This window comes from Avibacterium paragallinarum, assembly GCF_900450705.1.
Lineage (GTDB): Bacteria > Pseudomonadota > Gammaproteobacteria > Enterobacterales > Pasteurellaceae > Avibacterium > Avibacterium paragallinarum.
Genome location: NZ_UGHK01000002.1, coordinates 1,353,699 through 1,369,890, shown reverse-complemented (window position 1 = coordinate 1,369,890; position 16,192 = coordinate 1,353,699). Strand labels below are relative to the sequence as shown.

General features: G+C 34.4%; 19 protein-coding genes, 1 pseudogene and 1 riboswitch. Of the genes and pseudogenes, 4 read left to right on the top strand and 16 right to left on the bottom strand.

Annotation, left to right across the window (positions count from 1 at the left end):
* Nucleotides 1-8: 8 nt before the first annotated feature.
* Nucleotides 9-197 carry a DUF6900 domain-containing protein gene (locus DXZ23_RS11530; protein ID WP_114995512.1) on the bottom strand — a complete coding sequence of 63 codons (189 nt, stop codon included), beginning with the start codon at nucleotides 195-197 and terminating at the stop codon, nucleotides 9-11.
* A 3-nt stretch (nucleotides 198-200) separates the two neighbouring features.
* Entirely contained in the window at nucleotides 201-479 is a 279-nt protein-coding gene (locus DXZ23_RS11525) for a hypothetical protein (RefSeq protein WP_021723691.1), read from the bottom strand.
* Nucleotides 480-724: 245 nt separating this feature from the next.
* Between DXZ23_RS11525 and DXZ23_RS11520 the strand changes: the two are divergent.
* Nucleotides 725-865 (top strand): annotated as a pseudogene (locus DXZ23_RS11520) (IS1595 family transposase); the annotation flags it as partial.
* 46 nt (nucleotides 866-911) lie between these two features.
* Here DXZ23_RS11520 and DXZ23_RS11515 read toward each other — a convergent pair.
* From DXZ23_RS11515 to DXZ23_RS11495, 5 genes are all read right to left on the bottom strand, one after another.
* Nucleotides 912-1,538, bottom strand: coding sequence for a 7-carboxy-7-deazaguanine synthase QueE (locus tag DXZ23_RS11515; RefSeq protein WP_035695977.1), 627 nt, complete (start codon nucleotides 1,536-1,538; stop codon nucleotides 912-914).
* Entirely contained in the window at nucleotides 1,538-1,963 is a 426-nt protein-coding gene (queD, locus tag DXZ23_RS11510) for a 6-carboxytetrahydropterin synthase QueD (protein WP_017807027.1), read from the bottom strand. Before queD ends, DXZ23_RS11515 begins: the two co-directional genes overlap by 1 nt.
* Nucleotides 1,956-2,639, bottom strand: a complete 684-nt coding sequence (gene queC, locus DXZ23_RS11505) for a 7-cyano-7-deazaguanine synthase QueC (RefSeq protein WP_017807028.1) — start codon at nucleotides 2,637-2,639, stop codon at nucleotides 1,956-1,958. Before queC ends, queD begins: the two co-directional genes overlap by 8 nt.
* A gap of 2 nt (nucleotides 2,640-2,641) precedes the next feature.
* A riboswitch (PreQ1 riboswitch) is annotated at nucleotides 2,642-2,686 on the bottom strand.
* Between the two features lie 125 nt (nucleotides 2,687-2,811).
* On the bottom strand, nucleotides 2,812-3,135 hold the full coding sequence (gene raiA / locus DXZ23_RS11500) for a ribosome-associated translation inhibitor RaiA (RefSeq protein WP_017807029.1): 324 nt from the start codon (nucleotides 3,133-3,135) through the stop codon (nucleotides 2,812-2,814).
* 156 nt (nucleotides 3,136-3,291) lie between these two features.
* On the bottom strand, nucleotides 3,292-3,942 hold the full coding sequence (locus DXZ23_RS11495) for an IS1595-like element ISHpa1 family transposase (RefSeq protein ID WP_017805439.1): 651 nt from the start codon (nucleotides 3,940-3,942) through the stop codon (nucleotides 3,292-3,294).
* A gap of 526 nt (nucleotides 3,943-4,468) precedes the next feature.
* On the opposite strand from DXZ23_RS11495, the gene DXZ23_RS16170 reads away from it, so the two are divergent.
* Genes DXZ23_RS16170 through DXZ23_RS16160 form a run of 3 tightly spaced genes read left to right on the top strand, consistent with a single transcriptional unit; the run spans nucleotide 4,469 to nucleotide 5,131 of the window.
* The gene (locus tag DXZ23_RS16170; RefSeq protein ID WP_103846621.1) at nucleotides 4,469-4,720 is read left to right on the top strand and encodes an IS3 family transposase; all 252 of its coding nucleotides are present in this window, start codon (nucleotides 4,469-4,471) and stop codon (nucleotides 4,718-4,720) included.
* Nucleotides 4,717-5,022 carry a hypothetical protein gene (locus tag DXZ23_RS16165; protein WP_103846622.1) on the top strand — a complete coding sequence of 102 codons (306 nt, stop codon included), beginning with the start codon at nucleotides 4,717-4,719 and terminating at the stop codon, nucleotides 5,020-5,022. Before DXZ23_RS16170 ends, DXZ23_RS16165 begins: the two co-directional genes overlap by 4 nt.
* Nucleotides 5,003-5,131: an IS3 family transposase gene (locus tag DXZ23_RS16160; protein ID WP_165381620.1), complete on the top strand. Its 129-nt coding sequence runs from the start codon at nucleotides 5,003-5,005 to the stop codon at nucleotides 5,129-5,131. Before DXZ23_RS16165 ends, DXZ23_RS16160 begins: the two co-directional genes overlap by 20 nt.
* Before the next feature lie 261 nt (nucleotides 5,132-5,392).
* On the opposite strand, the gene DXZ23_RS11475 is transcribed toward DXZ23_RS16160, so the two are convergent.
* The 9 genes from DXZ23_RS11475 to DXZ23_RS11435 all read right to left on the bottom strand — a co-directional run bounded on the left by DXZ23_RS11475 (nucleotide 5,393) and on the right by DXZ23_RS11435 (nucleotide 16,164).
* Nucleotides 5,393-6,040: an ABC transporter ATP-binding protein gene (locus DXZ23_RS11475; RefSeq protein ID WP_017807030.1), complete on the bottom strand. Its 648-nt coding sequence runs from the start codon at nucleotides 6,038-6,040 to the stop codon at nucleotides 5,393-5,395.
* Nucleotides 6,037-6,834 carry an ABC transporter permease gene (locus DXZ23_RS11470; RefSeq protein WP_017807031.1) on the bottom strand — a complete coding sequence of 266 codons (798 nt, stop codon included), beginning with the start codon at nucleotides 6,832-6,834 and terminating at the stop codon, nucleotides 6,037-6,039. Before DXZ23_RS11470 ends, DXZ23_RS11475 begins: the two co-directional genes overlap by 4 nt.
* Entirely contained in the window at nucleotides 6,834-7,976 is a 1,143-nt protein-coding gene (locus tag DXZ23_RS11465) for a hypothetical protein (RefSeq protein WP_017807032.1), read from the bottom strand. The genes DXZ23_RS11470 and DXZ23_RS11465 overlap by 1 nt, the downstream gene beginning before the upstream one ends.
* Nucleotides 7,977-7,985: 9 nt before the next feature.
* Nucleotides 7,986-9,152, bottom strand: a complete 1,167-nt coding sequence (locus DXZ23_RS11460; protein ID WP_017807033.1) for a polysaccharide biosynthesis/export family protein — start codon at nucleotides 9,150-9,152, stop codon at nucleotides 7,986-7,988.
* Between the two features lie 106 nt (nucleotides 9,153-9,258).
* Complete coding sequence (locus DXZ23_RS11455; RefSeq protein ID WP_021724631.1) at nucleotides 9,259-10,635, bottom strand: glycosyltransferase family 2 protein; 1,377 nt, start codon at nucleotides 10,633-10,635, stop codon at nucleotides 9,259-9,261.
* 49 nt (nucleotides 10,636-10,684) lie between these two features.
* Nucleotides 10,685-11,857 (bottom strand): nucleotide sugar dehydrogenase, encoded by a 1,173-nt coding sequence (locus tag DXZ23_RS11450; RefSeq protein ID WP_017807035.1) that lies wholly within the window; start codon nucleotides 11,855-11,857, stop codon nucleotides 10,685-10,687.
* A 365-nt stretch (nucleotides 11,858-12,222) separates the two neighbouring features.
* Nucleotides 12,223-12,951: a hypothetical protein gene (locus DXZ23_RS11445; RefSeq protein WP_017807036.1), complete on the bottom strand. Its 729-nt coding sequence runs from the start codon at nucleotides 12,949-12,951 to the stop codon at nucleotides 12,223-12,225.
* 2 nt (nucleotides 12,952-12,953) lie between these two features.
* The gene (locus DXZ23_RS11440; protein WP_017807037.1) at nucleotides 12,954-14,498 is read right to left on the bottom strand and encodes a glycosyltransferase family 2 protein; all 1,545 of its coding nucleotides are present in this window, start codon (nucleotides 14,496-14,498) and stop codon (nucleotides 12,954-12,956) included.
* Nucleotides 14,488-16,164: a DUF8374 domain-containing protein gene (locus tag DXZ23_RS11435; protein WP_035695974.1), complete on the bottom strand. Its 1,677-nt coding sequence runs from the start codon at nucleotides 16,162-16,164 to the stop codon at nucleotides 14,488-14,490. The genes DXZ23_RS11440 and DXZ23_RS11435 overlap by 11 nt, the downstream gene beginning before the upstream one ends.
* Nucleotides 16,165-16,192: the final 28 nt, after the last annotated feature.

Genomic DNA, 16,192 nt, shown 5'->3' with positions numbered 1-16,192 from the left:
TAACGCCCCTATTTTTCAACGCCCGCCTTATAGCCTGCCTCATAAGCCGCACGCATAAGGCGTTTGATATTCCATACGCCCATATCATAAAAATCTAAATGGTCGCTCATTCGGGTCTCTAATGTTTCAATATCCCCCACCTCTTTTGCAATGGTTTCTAATATTTTTGCGATGGTTTTTTCAGTTGTTTTTTTCATTGCTTATTTCCCTCTTAAAATGTTTGCGATTTTGTCAGCGATTTGCTGGGCGACAATGTCAAAGTTAGTCTCGATTGAAACGCGTTGGCGACAATGTTCAGAGTGTTCAACCAGCGTGCCTTGTGGCATATAAAGTAAATAAATTGTTGGCTCATTTTGATAACTATCTTGACGGACTTGAAAGCGGCGTTTCCCTTGCACAAATTCCCTATTTTTAAAGCCGTGATGGTTTTCAAGTCTGGTGGTTAAGTGTTGAATAAATTCTCGTGTATTAAATTTCATTTTTATGTCCCTGTTGTTTTATGTTGGGGGCATCATTGCTCGTTGGGGACGAGGAGTAAAGGGGAAATAAGCGGGTAATTAAGCTGGCTGGCTAACAATGTAGCTGGGGAGGTATGGAGGTCTATTTCAGCATCGTTTAAAAGCGGTTTAAATAGCGTTTAAATATCATAAAAAAATCCACATAACGTGGGAAATTTTTTTCTCAAGTTATGTGGATGCTTTTCTCATTTTTCGCGGACGGCTTCAGCCATTTACGCAAATTTAATGGTATCCCAAAAGCGCATTTTGAGCTTTATTTAAAGGAATGTGAATGGCGTTTTAATTACAGCAACATAAAAAGTCAAATTTCTATTTTAAAACAATTGGTTAAAGGGAGTTTAGTCTAGTTATCTAGGACAGCCCCTAAAATAAAGTGCAGTGCTTTTTCTTACTTCATTCAATCCCAATCAACTTATGGGTTTGAATACTCAGTTGCCATTTGGGTTTGTTTAGACGCTGGTTGAGCAGCCCTAATTGGGTGATGGTGTGGAGCAAATTCATCTCGCCATTGATTTCACAAGGGGAAAGATAGTAATGCGTGGCTTGGATTTTGCTTTCAATTAAGGCACAGAAATCTTGCACATCACCGTCAGCCACAATACGAACTTCATCAGCGTGGGAAATGCAACGTTGGCGATATTTCGCTTCGTATTCCCGCTTTGGGCTGGTGGCGATGTAGTCGATTTGCGTTGGAATGGTTTTTAATCCGTTGGTTTCAATGGCTAAAAAATAGCCTTCCGCTTTGAGTTGATCGAGCAATAACGCAAGCTGTGGTTGGATTGTGGGTTCGCCGCCCGTGATGATAATATTCTTCGCTGAAAACGACCGCACTTTTTGCAAAATCGCTTGCAACGACCATTGGCTGAATTGGTTGTACGACGTATCACACCAAGGGCAAGCCAAATTGCACTTGCCAAAACGCACAAAAATGCTCGGCATTCCCGTGTTTGCCCCCTCCCCTTGCAGGCTTTCAAAAATCTCAACAATGGGGTAATGGGGATTAGAAATTAACGCTGCCATTAGGATTTTCGGTACTCGCAAAATGAAGTGGGCGTTTCCCACAAGCGAATGGCACTCAACGGCAGCCCTTGCTGTTCAAGACGCTGAAAAATAAAACGTGCCATTTCTTCCGCCGTGGTTCGCGTTGGCATAGCAAAGGTTTTGGAGTTCAACTCTTGCAGTAAGCGGGCGATTTTACATTCGCGTTCGCTAGTTTCGTCATAGATAAAGGCGTGATCCATTGGAGCGAGGATCTGTTCTTTGACGATCTTTTTCAAATCGGAAAAATCCATCACCATTCCTTTTTTCGCTCCGCTTGGGTGAAGCTCGCCTTGCACTTCAACTTGTAATTTGTAGGTATGACCGTGTAGGTTTTGGCATTTGCCATCGTGTCCGTCAAGCAAATGTGCCATATCAAAACTAAATTCTTTAGAAACCTTAAACATTTTGCACCGCACTTTTTTGTTGTAAATATTCTTCTAGCCCTTTGTTACGCAAAATACAGCTCGGGCATTCGCCGCAGCCGCCCTCTACGCCCATATAGCAAGTATGCGTGTGCGTGCGGATATAGTCCAACGCCCCGAGGCTGTCTGCGAGTTCCCAAGTTTGGGCTTTTGTCAGATACATCAAGGGCGTGCGAATGTTGAAGTTGTAATCCATCGCAAGATTGAGCGTTACATTCATTGATTTTATAAACACATCGCGACAATCTGGGTAGCCGCTAAAATCCGTTTCGCAGACCCCAGTGATAATGTCAGAAATGCCCTGCCCTTTGGCATAGATCGCGGTATAGAGTAAAAATAAGGCGTTACGCCCGTCCACAAAGGTGTTAGGAAGCTCGCCTTTTGCCTGTTTGATTTGAGCGTGATCGTCCATTAACGCATTGGTGGTAATGGCTTTGATCACGGAGGTGTCAATCAAGGTTTGTTTAATGCCTAAATCCTGAGCGATCCATTGGGCTTTTTCGAGTTCAATGGCGTGGCGTTGCCCATAATGAAAGGTAACCGCTTGTACATTTTCCTTGCCATAATCAGCAATGGCTTGAATTAAACAGGTGGTGGAATCCTGTCCACCCGAAAAGATAACCACCGCTTGACGGCGGTGAATGTTGGTTGTTGTCATAAATTGTCCTAGTTTTTTTGCGTGGGAGGGTTGCGAACCACGATAATAAAGAGCGTTATTCTATAATGATTGCCCCTTGATTTCAAAATAATCGTTACACATCGGGCATTTGTATTGAGCTTATTTTAAATTTAAAGGTTGAAAAAAGCCCGCACATCGCGGGCTATCTTACTTATTCTTTAAATGAATCTTTCAACCGTTCTTCAGCACGGCGAGATTCTCCTTTATGTTGCAATTTATTGAGCTGACGCTCTAATTTTTCCTCTACTTCATTAATGGCTTTATACATATCTTCCGCCTCACTGCTGGCGAATAAATCACCAAACGGCGTACCAATCGACGCTTCCACCGCAAAGCCTTTCGGCACTTTATTTAAAATGAAATGGGGATTAATCAGTTGAGTTTGCCATTTTCCTAATTTAGCAAGTCTTTCTTCGATGTGAGAACGAATAGCGGGGGTGATGTCCATTTGTTTACTTGTGATATTTAGAGTCATAGCATTTACCTCTTGTTGATTGTCGGTCGCCCGACCTGAATGAAATCCTATGCCTACAACATAACGCCATCAATCTTGCTTTTCAAGTGCTTTATCACAAAATTTTAAATAAAAATGTAAATTTATGATCTTAAATAAAGGGGCTGTCCTAGATAACTAGACTAAACTCCCTTTAACCAATTGTTTTAAAATAGAAATTTGACTTTTTATGTTGCTGTAATTAAAACGCCATTCACATTCCTTTAAATAAAGCTCAAAATGCGCTTTTGGGATACCATTAAATTTGCGTAAATGGCGTTTTGCTTGGCTCCAAAAATTCTCAATTCCGTTAATGTGGTTATGATTTTCAGCAAAATGTGTGCTGTGATTGATACGAAAATGACTAAATTCACTCACATCAAGCACGTCATAACTACGATAATTATCGGTGTAAACAATACTATCAGGCTTTACCTGCTCCCGAATAATGGGTAACAAGGTGGCAGATTGCGTATTTGGAACCGCAACGGTATAAACCTTGCCATTGCGCTTGAGAAGCCCGAATACCGCAATTTTCCCTGCCGCACCACGACCACGTTTGCCTTTGCGAGCACCGCCAAAATAACTTTCATCGGCTTCAATTTCACCTTCAAACATCTCTAAGTGAAGGCTGTTTTGATAGATGAGTTGGCATAAACGATGAAAGTAATATGCGGCAGTCGTTTTGTTTACATTGACTAACTCTGCTGCTGTCCTTGCAGTAACACCTGCAACAAATAGCTCAATGAGTTTATTTTGTTTGTGCTGACTTAGACGACTTTTTCTCATTGGTTCATTCTAACCTAAATAGATTTTTTAGTTGTTATCTAGGACAGCCCCTTATTTTATAAAGTAATTTACCTAAAAAAATTTGGACACTATCCACGAATTAAAGGGCAGATTTTTTATGGGAAAACATTATTCAACATAACTTAAACTACAAACTATCTCATTAGTTTCTGAGCAAGGAATGAGTGTGCGTCAGGTGGCGGAATATTGTGGTCTTTCCAATCAGACCCAAATTGTGATTTGGTTGCAACGCGTATAAAGAATACGGTATTAATGGGCTAATTCGCCAGCCTAATCGGAAGAAAAATACGACGAAACTACCCAAACGCCCGTCAAAATCTATGAAAAAACCTTTTATTACAATAACTTGAATATCTTCGCGCGGAGAATGTCTATTTAAAAAGTCTTTGGAGCTCAGAGACCTCAAACTCAAACGGAAAAATGTGCCACCGTCCGCGGACTAAGGGCACAATATCCCCTTTCCGTATCGAAGCTACCTCGTGCAACCTTCTGTTATGCAAGAAAAATCAAGAAATTAGATGATATTGATAACTTAATACAGAAAATATTTAAGGCACATCAAGGGCGAAATGGTTACCGCATCATTCGAGCGAAGTTACGCGAGAAAGAGTATTATCTAAGTGGAAAAACGGTGCTGAAACGAATGCGTCAACTGAATATTCGTTCCTGTGTGAAAGCCAAAAAACTTGTGAAGACGGGAAGAACAGCCTATGTCGTGCCGAATTTGATAGCTCGAAACTTTAAGGCTAAGATGTGACCAAATTTCGTGTTAGGAATGAAAAGTTATATCTTTCACCCATAATGGATTTGGTGAGCCGTGAGATTATTACCTACCAAATCAGACGGCGACAAAGTTTTGGGCTTTTTTCGAAAATGCTTAAAGAAGCCTTATCAAAGCGAACTTCTGGCACAGTACCGATGATTCATAGAGAGCAAGGTTGCCTTTATCAACTGTCTGCGTGTCGAGAAATATTGATGGGTAAAAAGGGCTTTCCAAAGGCGATTCAGAGTATGAGTCGTAAGGGAAATTGCTATTGCGGTGATAGAGAGTTTCTTTAGCATTGTAAAAGAATGTTTTTACCCGAATCGCTTTGCCAATGTCGCGAAGCTAGAGGTGGCACTGTACGAGTATATTCGTATTATAACGAATTACGGAAACCCGCATTAAACAACTTGAATCCTGTGCAATACAGAGCTCAATATTTAACTTCCTAGGTGTCTAGGATTTGGGGGCAGATCAAAGTACGATGTTTTCTTTTTGTGAATTTTATAGCTGTTTAATTTAGAAATCATCCAGCGTTACTTGGCATAAAAGTACTATTTTCACTGTATTCAGCTTGTTACCTTGATTTATTTCGAACTTAACTATAGCCATTGAAATTTATGATAAAGCAAGAAAGTAACGTTATTTTATTTTAAAATCTAACCTCTATGTCTGATTATAATATTGATAAGCCTCATCAATAGAAGAGAAATCTAACAATTTTCCTTTATCTAATACTTTTGCATTATCACAATATTGTCTAATAGCGGTTGGACTATGAGAAACTAAAATAATGGAACGATCTTTGCGTTTTTCAAAAAGTTCATAGCGACATTTATCACTAAAACGAGAATCTCCAACGGCAATCACTTCATCAATGAGATAGCAATCAAACTCAACGGATAACGACAATGCAAAAGCTAAGCGTGCTTTCATTCCTGAAGAATAATTTTTTACGGGCTCATATAAATAATTGCCCAATTCGGAAAAGGATTCCGTAAATTCAGTAACATAATTAATATCAGCATTATAAATACGACAAATGAAGCGTAAATTATCCATTCCCGTTAAGCTACCTTGGAATGCACCGCTAAAGGCTAATGGCCAAGAAATGCTCATTTCTCGTCGAATTATTCCTGAAGTTGGAGCTTCAACACCACTCATTAAACGAATTAATGTTGATTTTCCTGCTCCGTTGCGTCCTAAAATGCCAATTTTTTCTCCTTTGTTAAGGCTAAAATTAATATCATTTAATACGGTTACCAAACCTGTCCGTGTTTGATATTTTTTATAAACGTGTTCTACACTAATCATCTTGCATTAATCCTATTACTAAAACTGCGTACCATTAATAATCCAATTAAAAGCATCATTAAATCACAGGTAAGAAGGTAGCCGGGTGATTCCATTGTGACGACACTTGGGCCAAAATAACCGTGACGAAACATTTCTGTGCCGTGAACCATTGGAAACCAAAGTAAAATGGATTGCAGATTGCTTGGCAGACTATTCACTAAAAAGAATGCACCGGAAATAGGAAACATCACAAAAGATAATGTTCCCCAAATTTTACCGAAAAACTCTAAATAATAAGAAATAGCACAAATAATTAAACCTAAACCAATGGCAAACAGTGCCATTAAGAACCAAGCAAAAAGCATATACAACACATCATTTGGCAAGCCGATCCAATCAATAGCAATTAAAATCACTAACATCACAATTTGTGCCACAGTCGCACCAGCAATCTCCAAAATCATACGAGAAAAAAGCGTATCAAGAGGGCGAACATTACGGTGATAAAGTAATGAAATATTGGAATCAATACCACTAATTGCACGGTTAGAAGCATTACGCCACATCATTAATAATGGATAACCCGTCATTGCAAAAGCAACAATGTTTAATGTCGAAAAGCGATCAGCACGAAAAAAATGCCACATCAACACAATAACCAGACTCATCAAAAAAGGCTCTACAAATAACCACAGAAAGCCAAAATTTTTACGCCCATAACGAGTGATAATTTCACGTAACAACAATGCTTTTAACACTCGCCCTTGGATGATAAATGAATCTTTTAACGAAGTTTGCTCACCGTACTGCATCAGTTTTTATGCTCTCTCACACCGGCTAATAATAAGGTTAAAACGCCATAAATCACCAATCCAAGAATAAAGGTGGCTAAAATATTGTACAAACGGTGCGGTTCCAATGCTAAATCCGGATGGCTAGGTTTAGCAATGATTTCCAAATAAAGCTGTTGCCTTCCAGCTTCTTCTTTTGCACTTTGCAACGCAGACATTGCCGCCGTTAATTGCTGTTTTGCCAAGGTTTCATCTAAAATTAAACGCTGATACTCTGCTGATTGTGTTGTTAATGAATGGTTTCCCTCAAAAACTCGATTCAATTGTTGTGCCACTTCTTCACGAATACTTTTTTGCCTTGCCTTTAACACTTTAACCTGAGGGTTATCCGGAGATAACGCCCTCACCTGATCAAGTTGCGTCTGAATGGCAATCAGTTCATCCTGCAACTTCTGTACTAAAGTTAAAATCGATTCAGATTGTGCCCCAATATCAAATATCCCATTTTTTACACGATATTGGCTTAAGGCTGTCGAGGTTTCAGACAAATATTTTTCTGCTTCATTTACCGATTGTTCCGCAAAAGTAATTGTATCTTTACGTGCACGATCATTGAGTTTATTCACTAATGTTTCCGCCAAATGCAATAATGCTTCATTAATCTGTTGTGCCGAGTCAGCATTAAAACCACGAACCTGTAAAGTAGCAATACCAGATAGAGAATTGGTATTAATCATCAAATGTTTACGAAAATATTGATAAAACGATTCCTGTTCATTAAAAAAACCTAACGGATTAAAACGGCTGAAAAAATCCCCTTCATCTTCATAAAATTTTCTCACCGGTAACTCACTTTCCAATGTTGTCAACGCATTACGCGAACGCATAAGTTCTTGCACCGTAAAAGTATCATCTTGCGAACGAGCAAAACCGATACTCTGCAATAAAGCCCCCATACCTCCGAGCGATGCTTGAGCACGAGAAGAACGCACAATAAAACTGGACTCCGAAATATAAACATCGGAAGCCCAAATAGAAAAATAAAATAACGAACAAAAAGTCGGAATAATCACCGTCAGTAAAAATAACAGATTAATTTTTCGCAACCACTGTTTTAACTTTCCCAGTTGTTCTTTCGATTGAACTACTACATTTTGTTCCATCATCTCCCCCTACAGATTATTAACACTGTTTACAGTTGAAACCGCCGGTGTAGTTGCTCCAAAAATCATACGAATAAATTTTTGGTATTCAGCCAATGGTGCATTAGATACATAAACAATATCTTTATCTTTAATTGGAAATTGTTGAATCCAAAACATTGATTGAGGTTCAAGTAAATTCGCTTGATATACTGTTGGAATTTTCATTCCGTTGTGATACCCCTTGGCTTGCCATTCATTTTGTTTACTTAAGGGCATTTCTTCAAATGGAACATAACGAAAGATAAATACTCCTCTTGGATCTGCACGATCATCATTCAATCCACCTAAACGACCGATTGCTTCTGCTAAAGTTAAACCTTCTGCCGAAAAACGAATTTCTTTACTATTTCCTACCGCACCCATTGCAGTGAAAGAAAGTGGATTATTTAATAACGTTACTACATCGCCGGAACGTAATAGGATATTTTGCTGTGGCTCCTCCGTTAATCTGGCTAAAGAAATCGTTTGCACCTGATTTCCACGAGTCAGTCGCACTGAAACATCTTGCACATTACCACCGGCTCCACCTGCTGCCGCAATAGCATCTAACACTCGTTCACCGTAAGCAGTTAAAGCCATTCGAATAGTAGTCGATTTAGTTAAAACCGTCACATTAGCAGAATTATTCTTCACAATTCGCACCACTGCTTGTGGTTGATTGGCAATTGCTTGTAAACGTCCAACAATTTCAGATTGGATCTGCTCCGGTGTTTTCCCTGCTACTTTTAATACACCAACAAAAGGAATGGTTATTCTTCCATTGCTATTAACCACCTGTTCCGGTAAGTGAGTGCTTTGTCCGCCCGACACACCGGCTTGATTCAACACACTGCCAAACAAAGTTGCTGGCGGTGCTTCCCAGAGAGTAATATCAAGTAAATCACCAGCATTTACTACCCCCTGATAATGTGCTTTTGATGAAGGAAACTGCAAAAATGATTGAGGTTGTTGTTGATTAAACATACTTTCCGCAACTTTATTATTCACCTCGATCAACTGTACTGCAAGCAAATCCTCATTGGATTTCTGTTTATTGACTACCTCAATATTGCCTTTGCTCGGTCCTGAATTTGGCAAATAAGAACAAGACATTAATAATAAGCAGTAACTTACTGCAATCAGCGATTTACGCATAGTTTTACCTTAATTATTTTGTTTTTGATCATGATTTTTCTATTAAAAGTGAGTAATTATCATAGATAATTATTAATTTTTGCTCAATTTCCTGTAGAAAACTTTTTTATAAAAATAATTCCAATTTTTTAAAGACTCGGGAAATTTTATTTATATCAACACTTATCTCTTTTGGAATAGAAAAAAGCTCTTTTCTATTTTTATAGTTCATACGAATAGAATGCCCTAACATTAACTGTTTGATATGCCAATTATTCCAATTCTCCCAATACTGTTGTCGAATTAAAACACTATGATCTGAATAACCTGTTTCAATGCTAGTCATCAAAGAATTTTCTCTATGAGCTCCAATAGTCAAAGGCTTATTAATAACAAAAATAGCTTTATTACCAAAAACAAGCTTTAATCTTGAATTAAATTCACTATCAGCACCTGTTCTTACCCAATCCCATAATCCAGTTTTTTCTTCAACAATTTGACGTCTAAATAATGCAGAAGAAGGATTCAAACGGATAAAAGGATAGATCATCCTTGAATATGCTTTTCCTTTTTCTGTAACTCTAAACCACTTAGAAAAAGTGACTATTATATTTTTATTTTTCAATAGAGGTTCTACTTGTTTTGTTAATTTTTCTGGATGTGCCCAGTCATCAGAATCTTGGCAAGTTATAAACTCTCCAGTTACAAATTTAGCCCCAATTGTTTTAGCCACAAATGTCCCCACATTTTCTGGCAACTTAATTAATTTAACAAAAGAATATTTATCAGAAATTTTTTGAACAATATTGCACGTATTATCGGAACTGCAATCATCAATCACAATAATCTCTTTATTCGGATAGTCTTGATAAATTAAAGATAACAAACTATTTTCTACAAATTCTTGGCTATTAAATGTCGTCATTAAAATCGACACCAAAGGAAAGTTTTCTGCATTTTTTTGTTCTATTTTAACTCTATCACATCGCAAATTAGTACTAAATATAGCTTTAGTGTAATTAATTAATACTATTTTTCTTAACCCATAAACATCCATTAATTGGTTAAAATAATACTGCTGTTTTAATGGATTATCTATTGCTAAAAAATTACTAGCCAATAATATATTCTGAGGTTTTTTTAATAAACTAATTTCTAAAAGAGAATTATCCTTTAGTTTCTCATCTATAACACTTAAAATAGAATAATATAATATTTTATCCTGTGGAAAATAAAATTTACAAAAAGCTTTTGCTTTATGTGGGTAATTAATATATAAAGATTTTAATATAATTCTTTTATCAGATGCACTTAATTTTTTCTTTTTAGAGAACGAACGCCAATAAACCCTAAAATCAGTATAATCTTTATAAAATAATAATCCAACGGCATAAAAAACTGATCCTTTCCATTGAGGATCCGTCAAAAATTGACTATATAAACCGGATTCAAAAATAGTTTTTCCTAATAAAGATTTATTAAATTGAGCTGAATATTTTGCCAATAATAGAGAATATTGTCTCTCTTTAAATAATCGATTTATCTTTGAAAATTTAAAAATCACTACCCCAAATATCCCTTGTATAAACTTTATCTATAACATCAAATAATTCTTCCGATAGACGATTAGTAATAATAAGATCTGACTTATCTTTAAACTCTTCCAAATCTTTAATAATTGTAGCACAATAATAATCATCGTCTTTTACAACGGGCTCATAAGCGATTAACTCTACTCCTTTTGCCTTTAAACGTTTCATGACACCAAAGATAGAAGATGCTCTAAAATTATCAGATCCAGCCTTCATAATAAAACGATGAATACCCACGACCTTAGGATTCATCGCTTCTATCTCATCTGCAATAAAATCTTTTCTAGTACGATTAGATTGAACAATTGCTTCAATTAAATTCTGAGGAACGTTTCTATAATTTGCCAATAATTGTTTGGTATCTTTCGGTAAACAATAACCACCATAGCCAAAACTTGGATTATTATAATGTTTACCTATACGTGGATCTAAACACACACCAGCAATAATCTGTTTTGTATCCAAATGATGAATAGCCGCATAAGTATCTAGCTCATTAAAATAAGCCACACGCATAGCCAAATAAGTGTTAGCAAATAATTTTATTGCTTCCGCTTCGGTACTATCTGTAAATAAAATAGGAATCTCTTTTTTATTTGCACCATTAGCAAGTAATTGAGCAAATATTTTAGCCTTTTCGCTATGATCACCCACAATAATTCGACTAGGATATAAATTATCATATAACGCTTTCCCTTCTCGCAAAAACTCAGGTGAGAAAATAATATTATTAGTATTAAATTTATCACGCATTTTTTGCGTAAAGCCAACAGGAACAGTTGATTTTATAATAATCGTCGCTAATGAATTAATGGTTAAAACATCAGAGATAACTTTTTCTACTGATGAGGTATCAAAATAACCGCTTTCTACATCATAATTTGTAGGAGTCGCAATAATAATAAAATCAGCTTCTTTGTACGCATAATTAACATCTGTCGTTGCAGATAAATTTAACTTTTTACTTGCAAGATATTCCTCAATTTCTTTATCTTTAATTGGTGATTTTTTGTGATTAATTAAATCTACTTTATCTTGCATAATGTCAAGAGCAATAACCTGATTATGTTGTGCAAGAAGTACAGCATTAGATAAACCTACATATCCTGTTCCTATAATAGCTATCTTTGTCATTTAAAGTCCTTAAAATATAGGGTCTATTTTTTTATTTTTATCAAATCTAAATAAGTTATCCTTATCCAAAATTTGCTTAACTAGTAATACTTGGATTAATTGCCATAAAGGCTGATAATGCCCGATCTATACCCTCTCCCCCAAAAAAAAACACAATCTTAAATTTTTGTTTTGATAATAATATTTATATTATATTGAAAAAGAATTGTTTTATTTGCATTTTCTGCACATTCTCTTAATCTCGATAATTTTTTTCTGATTTCAGAACAGTTAATAAGAAGTCCATTTTTATTTCCTTATGAATAGTGAAATATTAGAAATAAGCTCATCTAATATATATCTATTATTAATTGATATTTATATATTTAATAAGAAATTGATTCATCTAATTCAATTTGTTTTACTACAGAAAATCTTAATTTTGAATATCCTGATATGACTTGTACTTCTCTAATAATTTCACTAGGCCATTTTTTAGTAAAACTGGAAAAGATAGAATTCTCTACTGTTATTTCTTTTTGCCAGTTAGCCTCTCTAGGAATGCACAATAAAGATATATTATTCTCATATAAATATTTACTAAATCTCACATCAACATATTTTTGTGATCCCTCCATATAAGATAATGAGGGTAATTGATGACCTTTCAAAAAAATAGTTCCCGTACCTAATTGATTTACCACTCTTATTTTATCTAAGGTCTGTCTAAACGAAAAAACTTTTCTTGCTTTAAATGAACCATTGTATATATCGGAATATATAACACCATGCGTACCGATAACAACATTCAAGTTTTTAAATTTTTCATAAAAATATTGTAGATGTGCTACATAATTAGGAGGATAAATAATATCATCATCAACTAAGATATAAGAGGCATCTAATACTATAGGGTGTATAAATTTACCTACATCCTTATAATCTTTATTAGGAATAATAGGATTCAAATTAGAGAACTTCGCATATTCTTTAGGAATAGATGTAAATTCATTTAAACAAAGATTTAGCAAGTCTATTTGTTTATGTAGAGATTGAATAACTTTTATAACAATATCCTTTCTTGCTGGGAAGGTTGCCATATTAGCAATAATCATATTTATACTCCAAAATTTTCTTTAAAAATGCTATGTTCCTTCAACACATCATTAATATCTTCATCAGAAATAATTTCATTTCCTAATAATCTTTGCCTTGCACATATATCAGAGAAAGCTCTTCTTTTTTTTGCAACAAACCCACTATTTCCTGCTACTAATGTTTTTTGTTTCGTTAAGGAGCCACCTCCCCATAATCCTAAAATCAATGGTTTTTCTAATTTATAAATGCTTTCTCTACCATAAAAATGAATCACTCTTTCGTAGAAATCAGTATCAGCAGCAATTAAAGAACTTTTAAAAGAACCTATTTTTTCTAAAATCTCTTTTCTTATCATTGATGAAACAACACACAATCTATTTAATTTTCCATCAAAAAAATAGATAAATCTTCCATCTGGTTCAATTCTGACCCATTGAGAAACACACAACATAATATGCTGATGATTATTTAATATATTAACTTGCTCATCTATTCTAGTCGGCAAAGCAAAATCATCAGAATCATGAAATGTAATATATTCTCCTTTTGCTAATTTAATCATTTCATTTCTAATATTATATGTGCCTTGGTTTTTAATAGACTGATAGACTCTTATTTTAGAATTTTTTAATTCCATATCTTTTAAAATAGCAAAGGTATTATCTTTAGAGCAATCATCACAAACTACTATTTCAATATTCTGATAACTCTGATTCAATAAAGAATTAATGGCATACTCTATAGTATCTTGTGAATTATAGGCTGACATTACAATAGATACTAAAGGTTTCTGTTTGCTCAATACAATCCTATCATTGTTTTCAAATTGTATTCTTTTAAGAATATTACCTTTACCATTATTGACCTTAGTTATTAATGGTAAAGCATAAGAATTTAAAAACTTATTAAAAAATATTTTATATTTTTCAAAATCATCACTAAAATTATTGCAAAATACACCATATAATTCTGGATTAATCTTTAGCTTAGTTTCTATGTTCTCTTTTTCTATTAGAAATGTGAAAGCCTGTTTAGGATCATCTTGCAAATCAAATAAGAGATATTTATCTTCGGTTTGTGAGTAATCCCAGTATCCAGAAAAATTCGTTTTAAAAAGTTTATCCTTTAATTTTGGTGATAAGGGAAGATCCTTTATTAAATAAGGAAAACTCATTAATATTATCTCTATAATCTCTGAATCTTCTGAAATTCTTAATGCATTGGATATATGTACTAAAAATTGCTTTTTATTTTTAAGATTGAGTGAATGATAATGAAGACATAAATATTTAACTAATGCTATATATGTTTCTGTTAACTCTAATTTTCTAATTTCATCTGTATATTGCAATAAAAAATCAAATTCTTCTCCAGATTTTTTACTGGAAATTTCTTCTGACAATAAATAGATTTTATGTGCATTTGATTTAGTCTTAAACGAATCTTTATCTAAAAAAGATATATTATTATTCTTTTTATAAAAATCTATAAGAAAATCAAGAGCACCAATATTTCGACCCAACTGATCACGTTTATTCTGTAATTGCTGTAATTTATTTCCCATAGCCTTTTTTATTTTTTCTAAATTCTTTTACTACTTTCGGCACTTTAGCTAAAAAACTAAAAATATTATTCTTTAAATAAAGCTCACCTAATTGATAAGAAAGATGACGTTTCACTTTCTCTGATTGAAGATAATCTTGATATTCTTCTAATCTAGGTAAAGTTTTCTGCTGTTGGTTATATTTTTTATGTATTTTATATTCACGTTGAATATGAGACAGTGAAAACGGCATTTTTAGCCAACCTGATAAACTACGACTATTCTTAATCATTTTTGCACCAAGCTGATAATTCAGTTGTTGCTTGACACGTTCAGGTGCTCCGAATAATAATGGCTTTTGTTTTAATTTTTGATTTTCTTCAAAATAGTGCTCTAACTCTTGTTGCAAGATATGCACCTGTTCTAAAAGTTCTTTATTCTCCTCAGATAATTCTTTTTGTAATAAATGATTTTTCTCTTTTATTTGTTGCAATTCCTTAGCAATCTTTTCTTTTTCAGTTATAATTCTAGTGGTTTGTTCTTGTATATTTCCTAGCTGTCTAGAAAGTTCTTGACTATTTTTTCTGCTATGATCTAAATCGTCTTGTAATTGATGATTTTTGAGTTCTAGATTTGCTTTTTGTGATGAAAATGAATTTTGTGCTGTATTTAATCTCTCAGACAATTCTGTTGTTGAAGAAGTTAATTCAGCTATTCGATCTTGATTCTTTTTGATGGTATATTTTTGGCTCTCTAAATCAGATTTTTGTTTAATCAGATCTTTCCAAGCACTTAACACTGCTGAATTTTGCCCTTCAAGAGTAAGGTAAGGTAAGGTAAGGTAAGGTAAGGTAAGGTAAGGTAAGGTAGCGTTATTTTGTAATTCCTCATAAATATTAGCAACTTCTTTATAGCCTTGAAGGATATTATTTACTACAAATTTTTCTAATGTTGAGTTCTGCCCTTGTTCAGTATCATCTTCAACATCCATAACATCACACTGCTGTTCTAAAGATAAAGGAGCTGATAATGTATTTGCTACTTTCTCTACAGCACTATTAACTTCATCAAGCATTTGTTGCCCACAAAGAAGTACACTACGTGATTTATATTGATTAAATAAGGTCAACATTTTTTGGTTATATTGTTGCCACTGCTGTAATTTATTATCTATCTCGTTAGCACTTAAAGATAATGCTTGCTCTACGTTAGAATGTAAGAAGATATTACTTGGGTGATCATAAACAAAAATAAATTTAATCTCAGGATCTAATTCTGCCCAGTAATTTAAAACTTCTATCGCATTAGAATCTGCCCATCCCCACATATCTTGCTCTAAGTTGGATAGCATTAAGTCTAGAAATAATCCATTCCATATTGGATTAATTTTTAGTTGATTATTTGAACCAGTTACAGGCATTACAGAGATAATCTTCTGTTTCTTTCTTCTTTTGTTTTTATTACCTTTGATAGCAATCTGAGATTTATTAATAATTGTTTCTGGGAAAATAGTCGCCGATGTATTTTCTTGTTGCGAACATACTTTTCGTAAAATTTCTGTAATTTCTACTGGAGTAAGTTGCTCTCGTTTTGATTTATTAGCAGGATCCAATCCATGTTGTTGAAGTAGCCGCTCAACATTCAAAAAATGAGAAGAATGATGTCCAATAATAATAAACTTATTCATAAGTGCCTGTATATCTGAATATTCAAAT

Coding starts and splice junctions, on each gene's coding strand:
- DXZ23_RS11530 (WP_114995512.1), bottom strand. CDS start 197: ATGAAAAAAACAACTGAAAAAACCATCGCAAAAATATTAGAAACCATT.
- DXZ23_RS11525 (WP_021723691.1), bottom strand. CDS start 479: ATGAAATTTAATACACGAGAATTTATTCAACACTTAACCACCAGACTT.
- DXZ23_RS11515 (WP_035695977.1), bottom strand. CDS start 1,538: ATGGCAGCGTTAATTTCTAATCCCCATTACCCCATTGTTGAGATTTTT.
- queD (WP_017807027.1), bottom strand. CDS start 1,963: ATGTTTAAGGTTTCTAAAGAATTTAGTTTTGATATGGCACATTTGCTT.
- queC (WP_017807028.1), bottom strand. CDS start 2,639: ATGACAACAACCAACATTCACCGCCGTCAAGCGGTGGTTATCTTTTCG.
- raiA (WP_017807029.1), bottom strand. CDS start 3,135: ATGACTCTAAATATCACAAGTAAACAAATGGACATCACCCCCGCTATT.
- DXZ23_RS11495 (WP_017805439.1), bottom strand. CDS start 3,942: ATGAGAAAAAGTCGTCTAAGTCAGCACAAACAAAATAAACTCATTGAG.
- DXZ23_RS11475 (WP_017807030.1), bottom strand. CDS start 6,040: ATGATTAGTGTAGAACACGTTTATAAAAAATATCAAACACGGACAGGT.
- DXZ23_RS11470 (WP_017807031.1), bottom strand. CDS start 6,834: ATGCAGTACGGTGAGCAAACTTCGTTAAAAGATTCATTTATCATCCAA.
- DXZ23_RS11465 (WP_017807032.1), bottom strand. CDS start 7,976: ATGGAACAAAATGTAGTAGTTCAATCGAAAGAACAACTGGGAAAGTTA.
- DXZ23_RS11460 (WP_017807033.1), bottom strand. CDS start 9,152: ATGCGTAAATCGCTGATTGCAGTAAGTTACTGCTTATTATTAATGTCT.
- DXZ23_RS11450 (WP_017807035.1), bottom strand. CDS start 11,857: ATGACAAAGATAGCTATTATAGGAACAGGATATGTAGGTTTATCTAAT.
- DXZ23_RS11445 (WP_017807036.1), bottom strand. CDS start 12,951: ATGATTATTGCTAATATGGCAACCTTCCCAGCAAGAAAGGATATTGTT.
- DXZ23_RS11440 (WP_017807037.1), bottom strand. CDS start 14,498: ATGGGAAATAAATTACAGCAATTACAGAATAAACGTGATCAGTTGGGT.
- DXZ23_RS11435 (WP_035695974.1), bottom strand. CDS start 16,164: ATGAATAAGTTTATTATTATTGGACATCATTCTTCTCATTTTTTGAAT.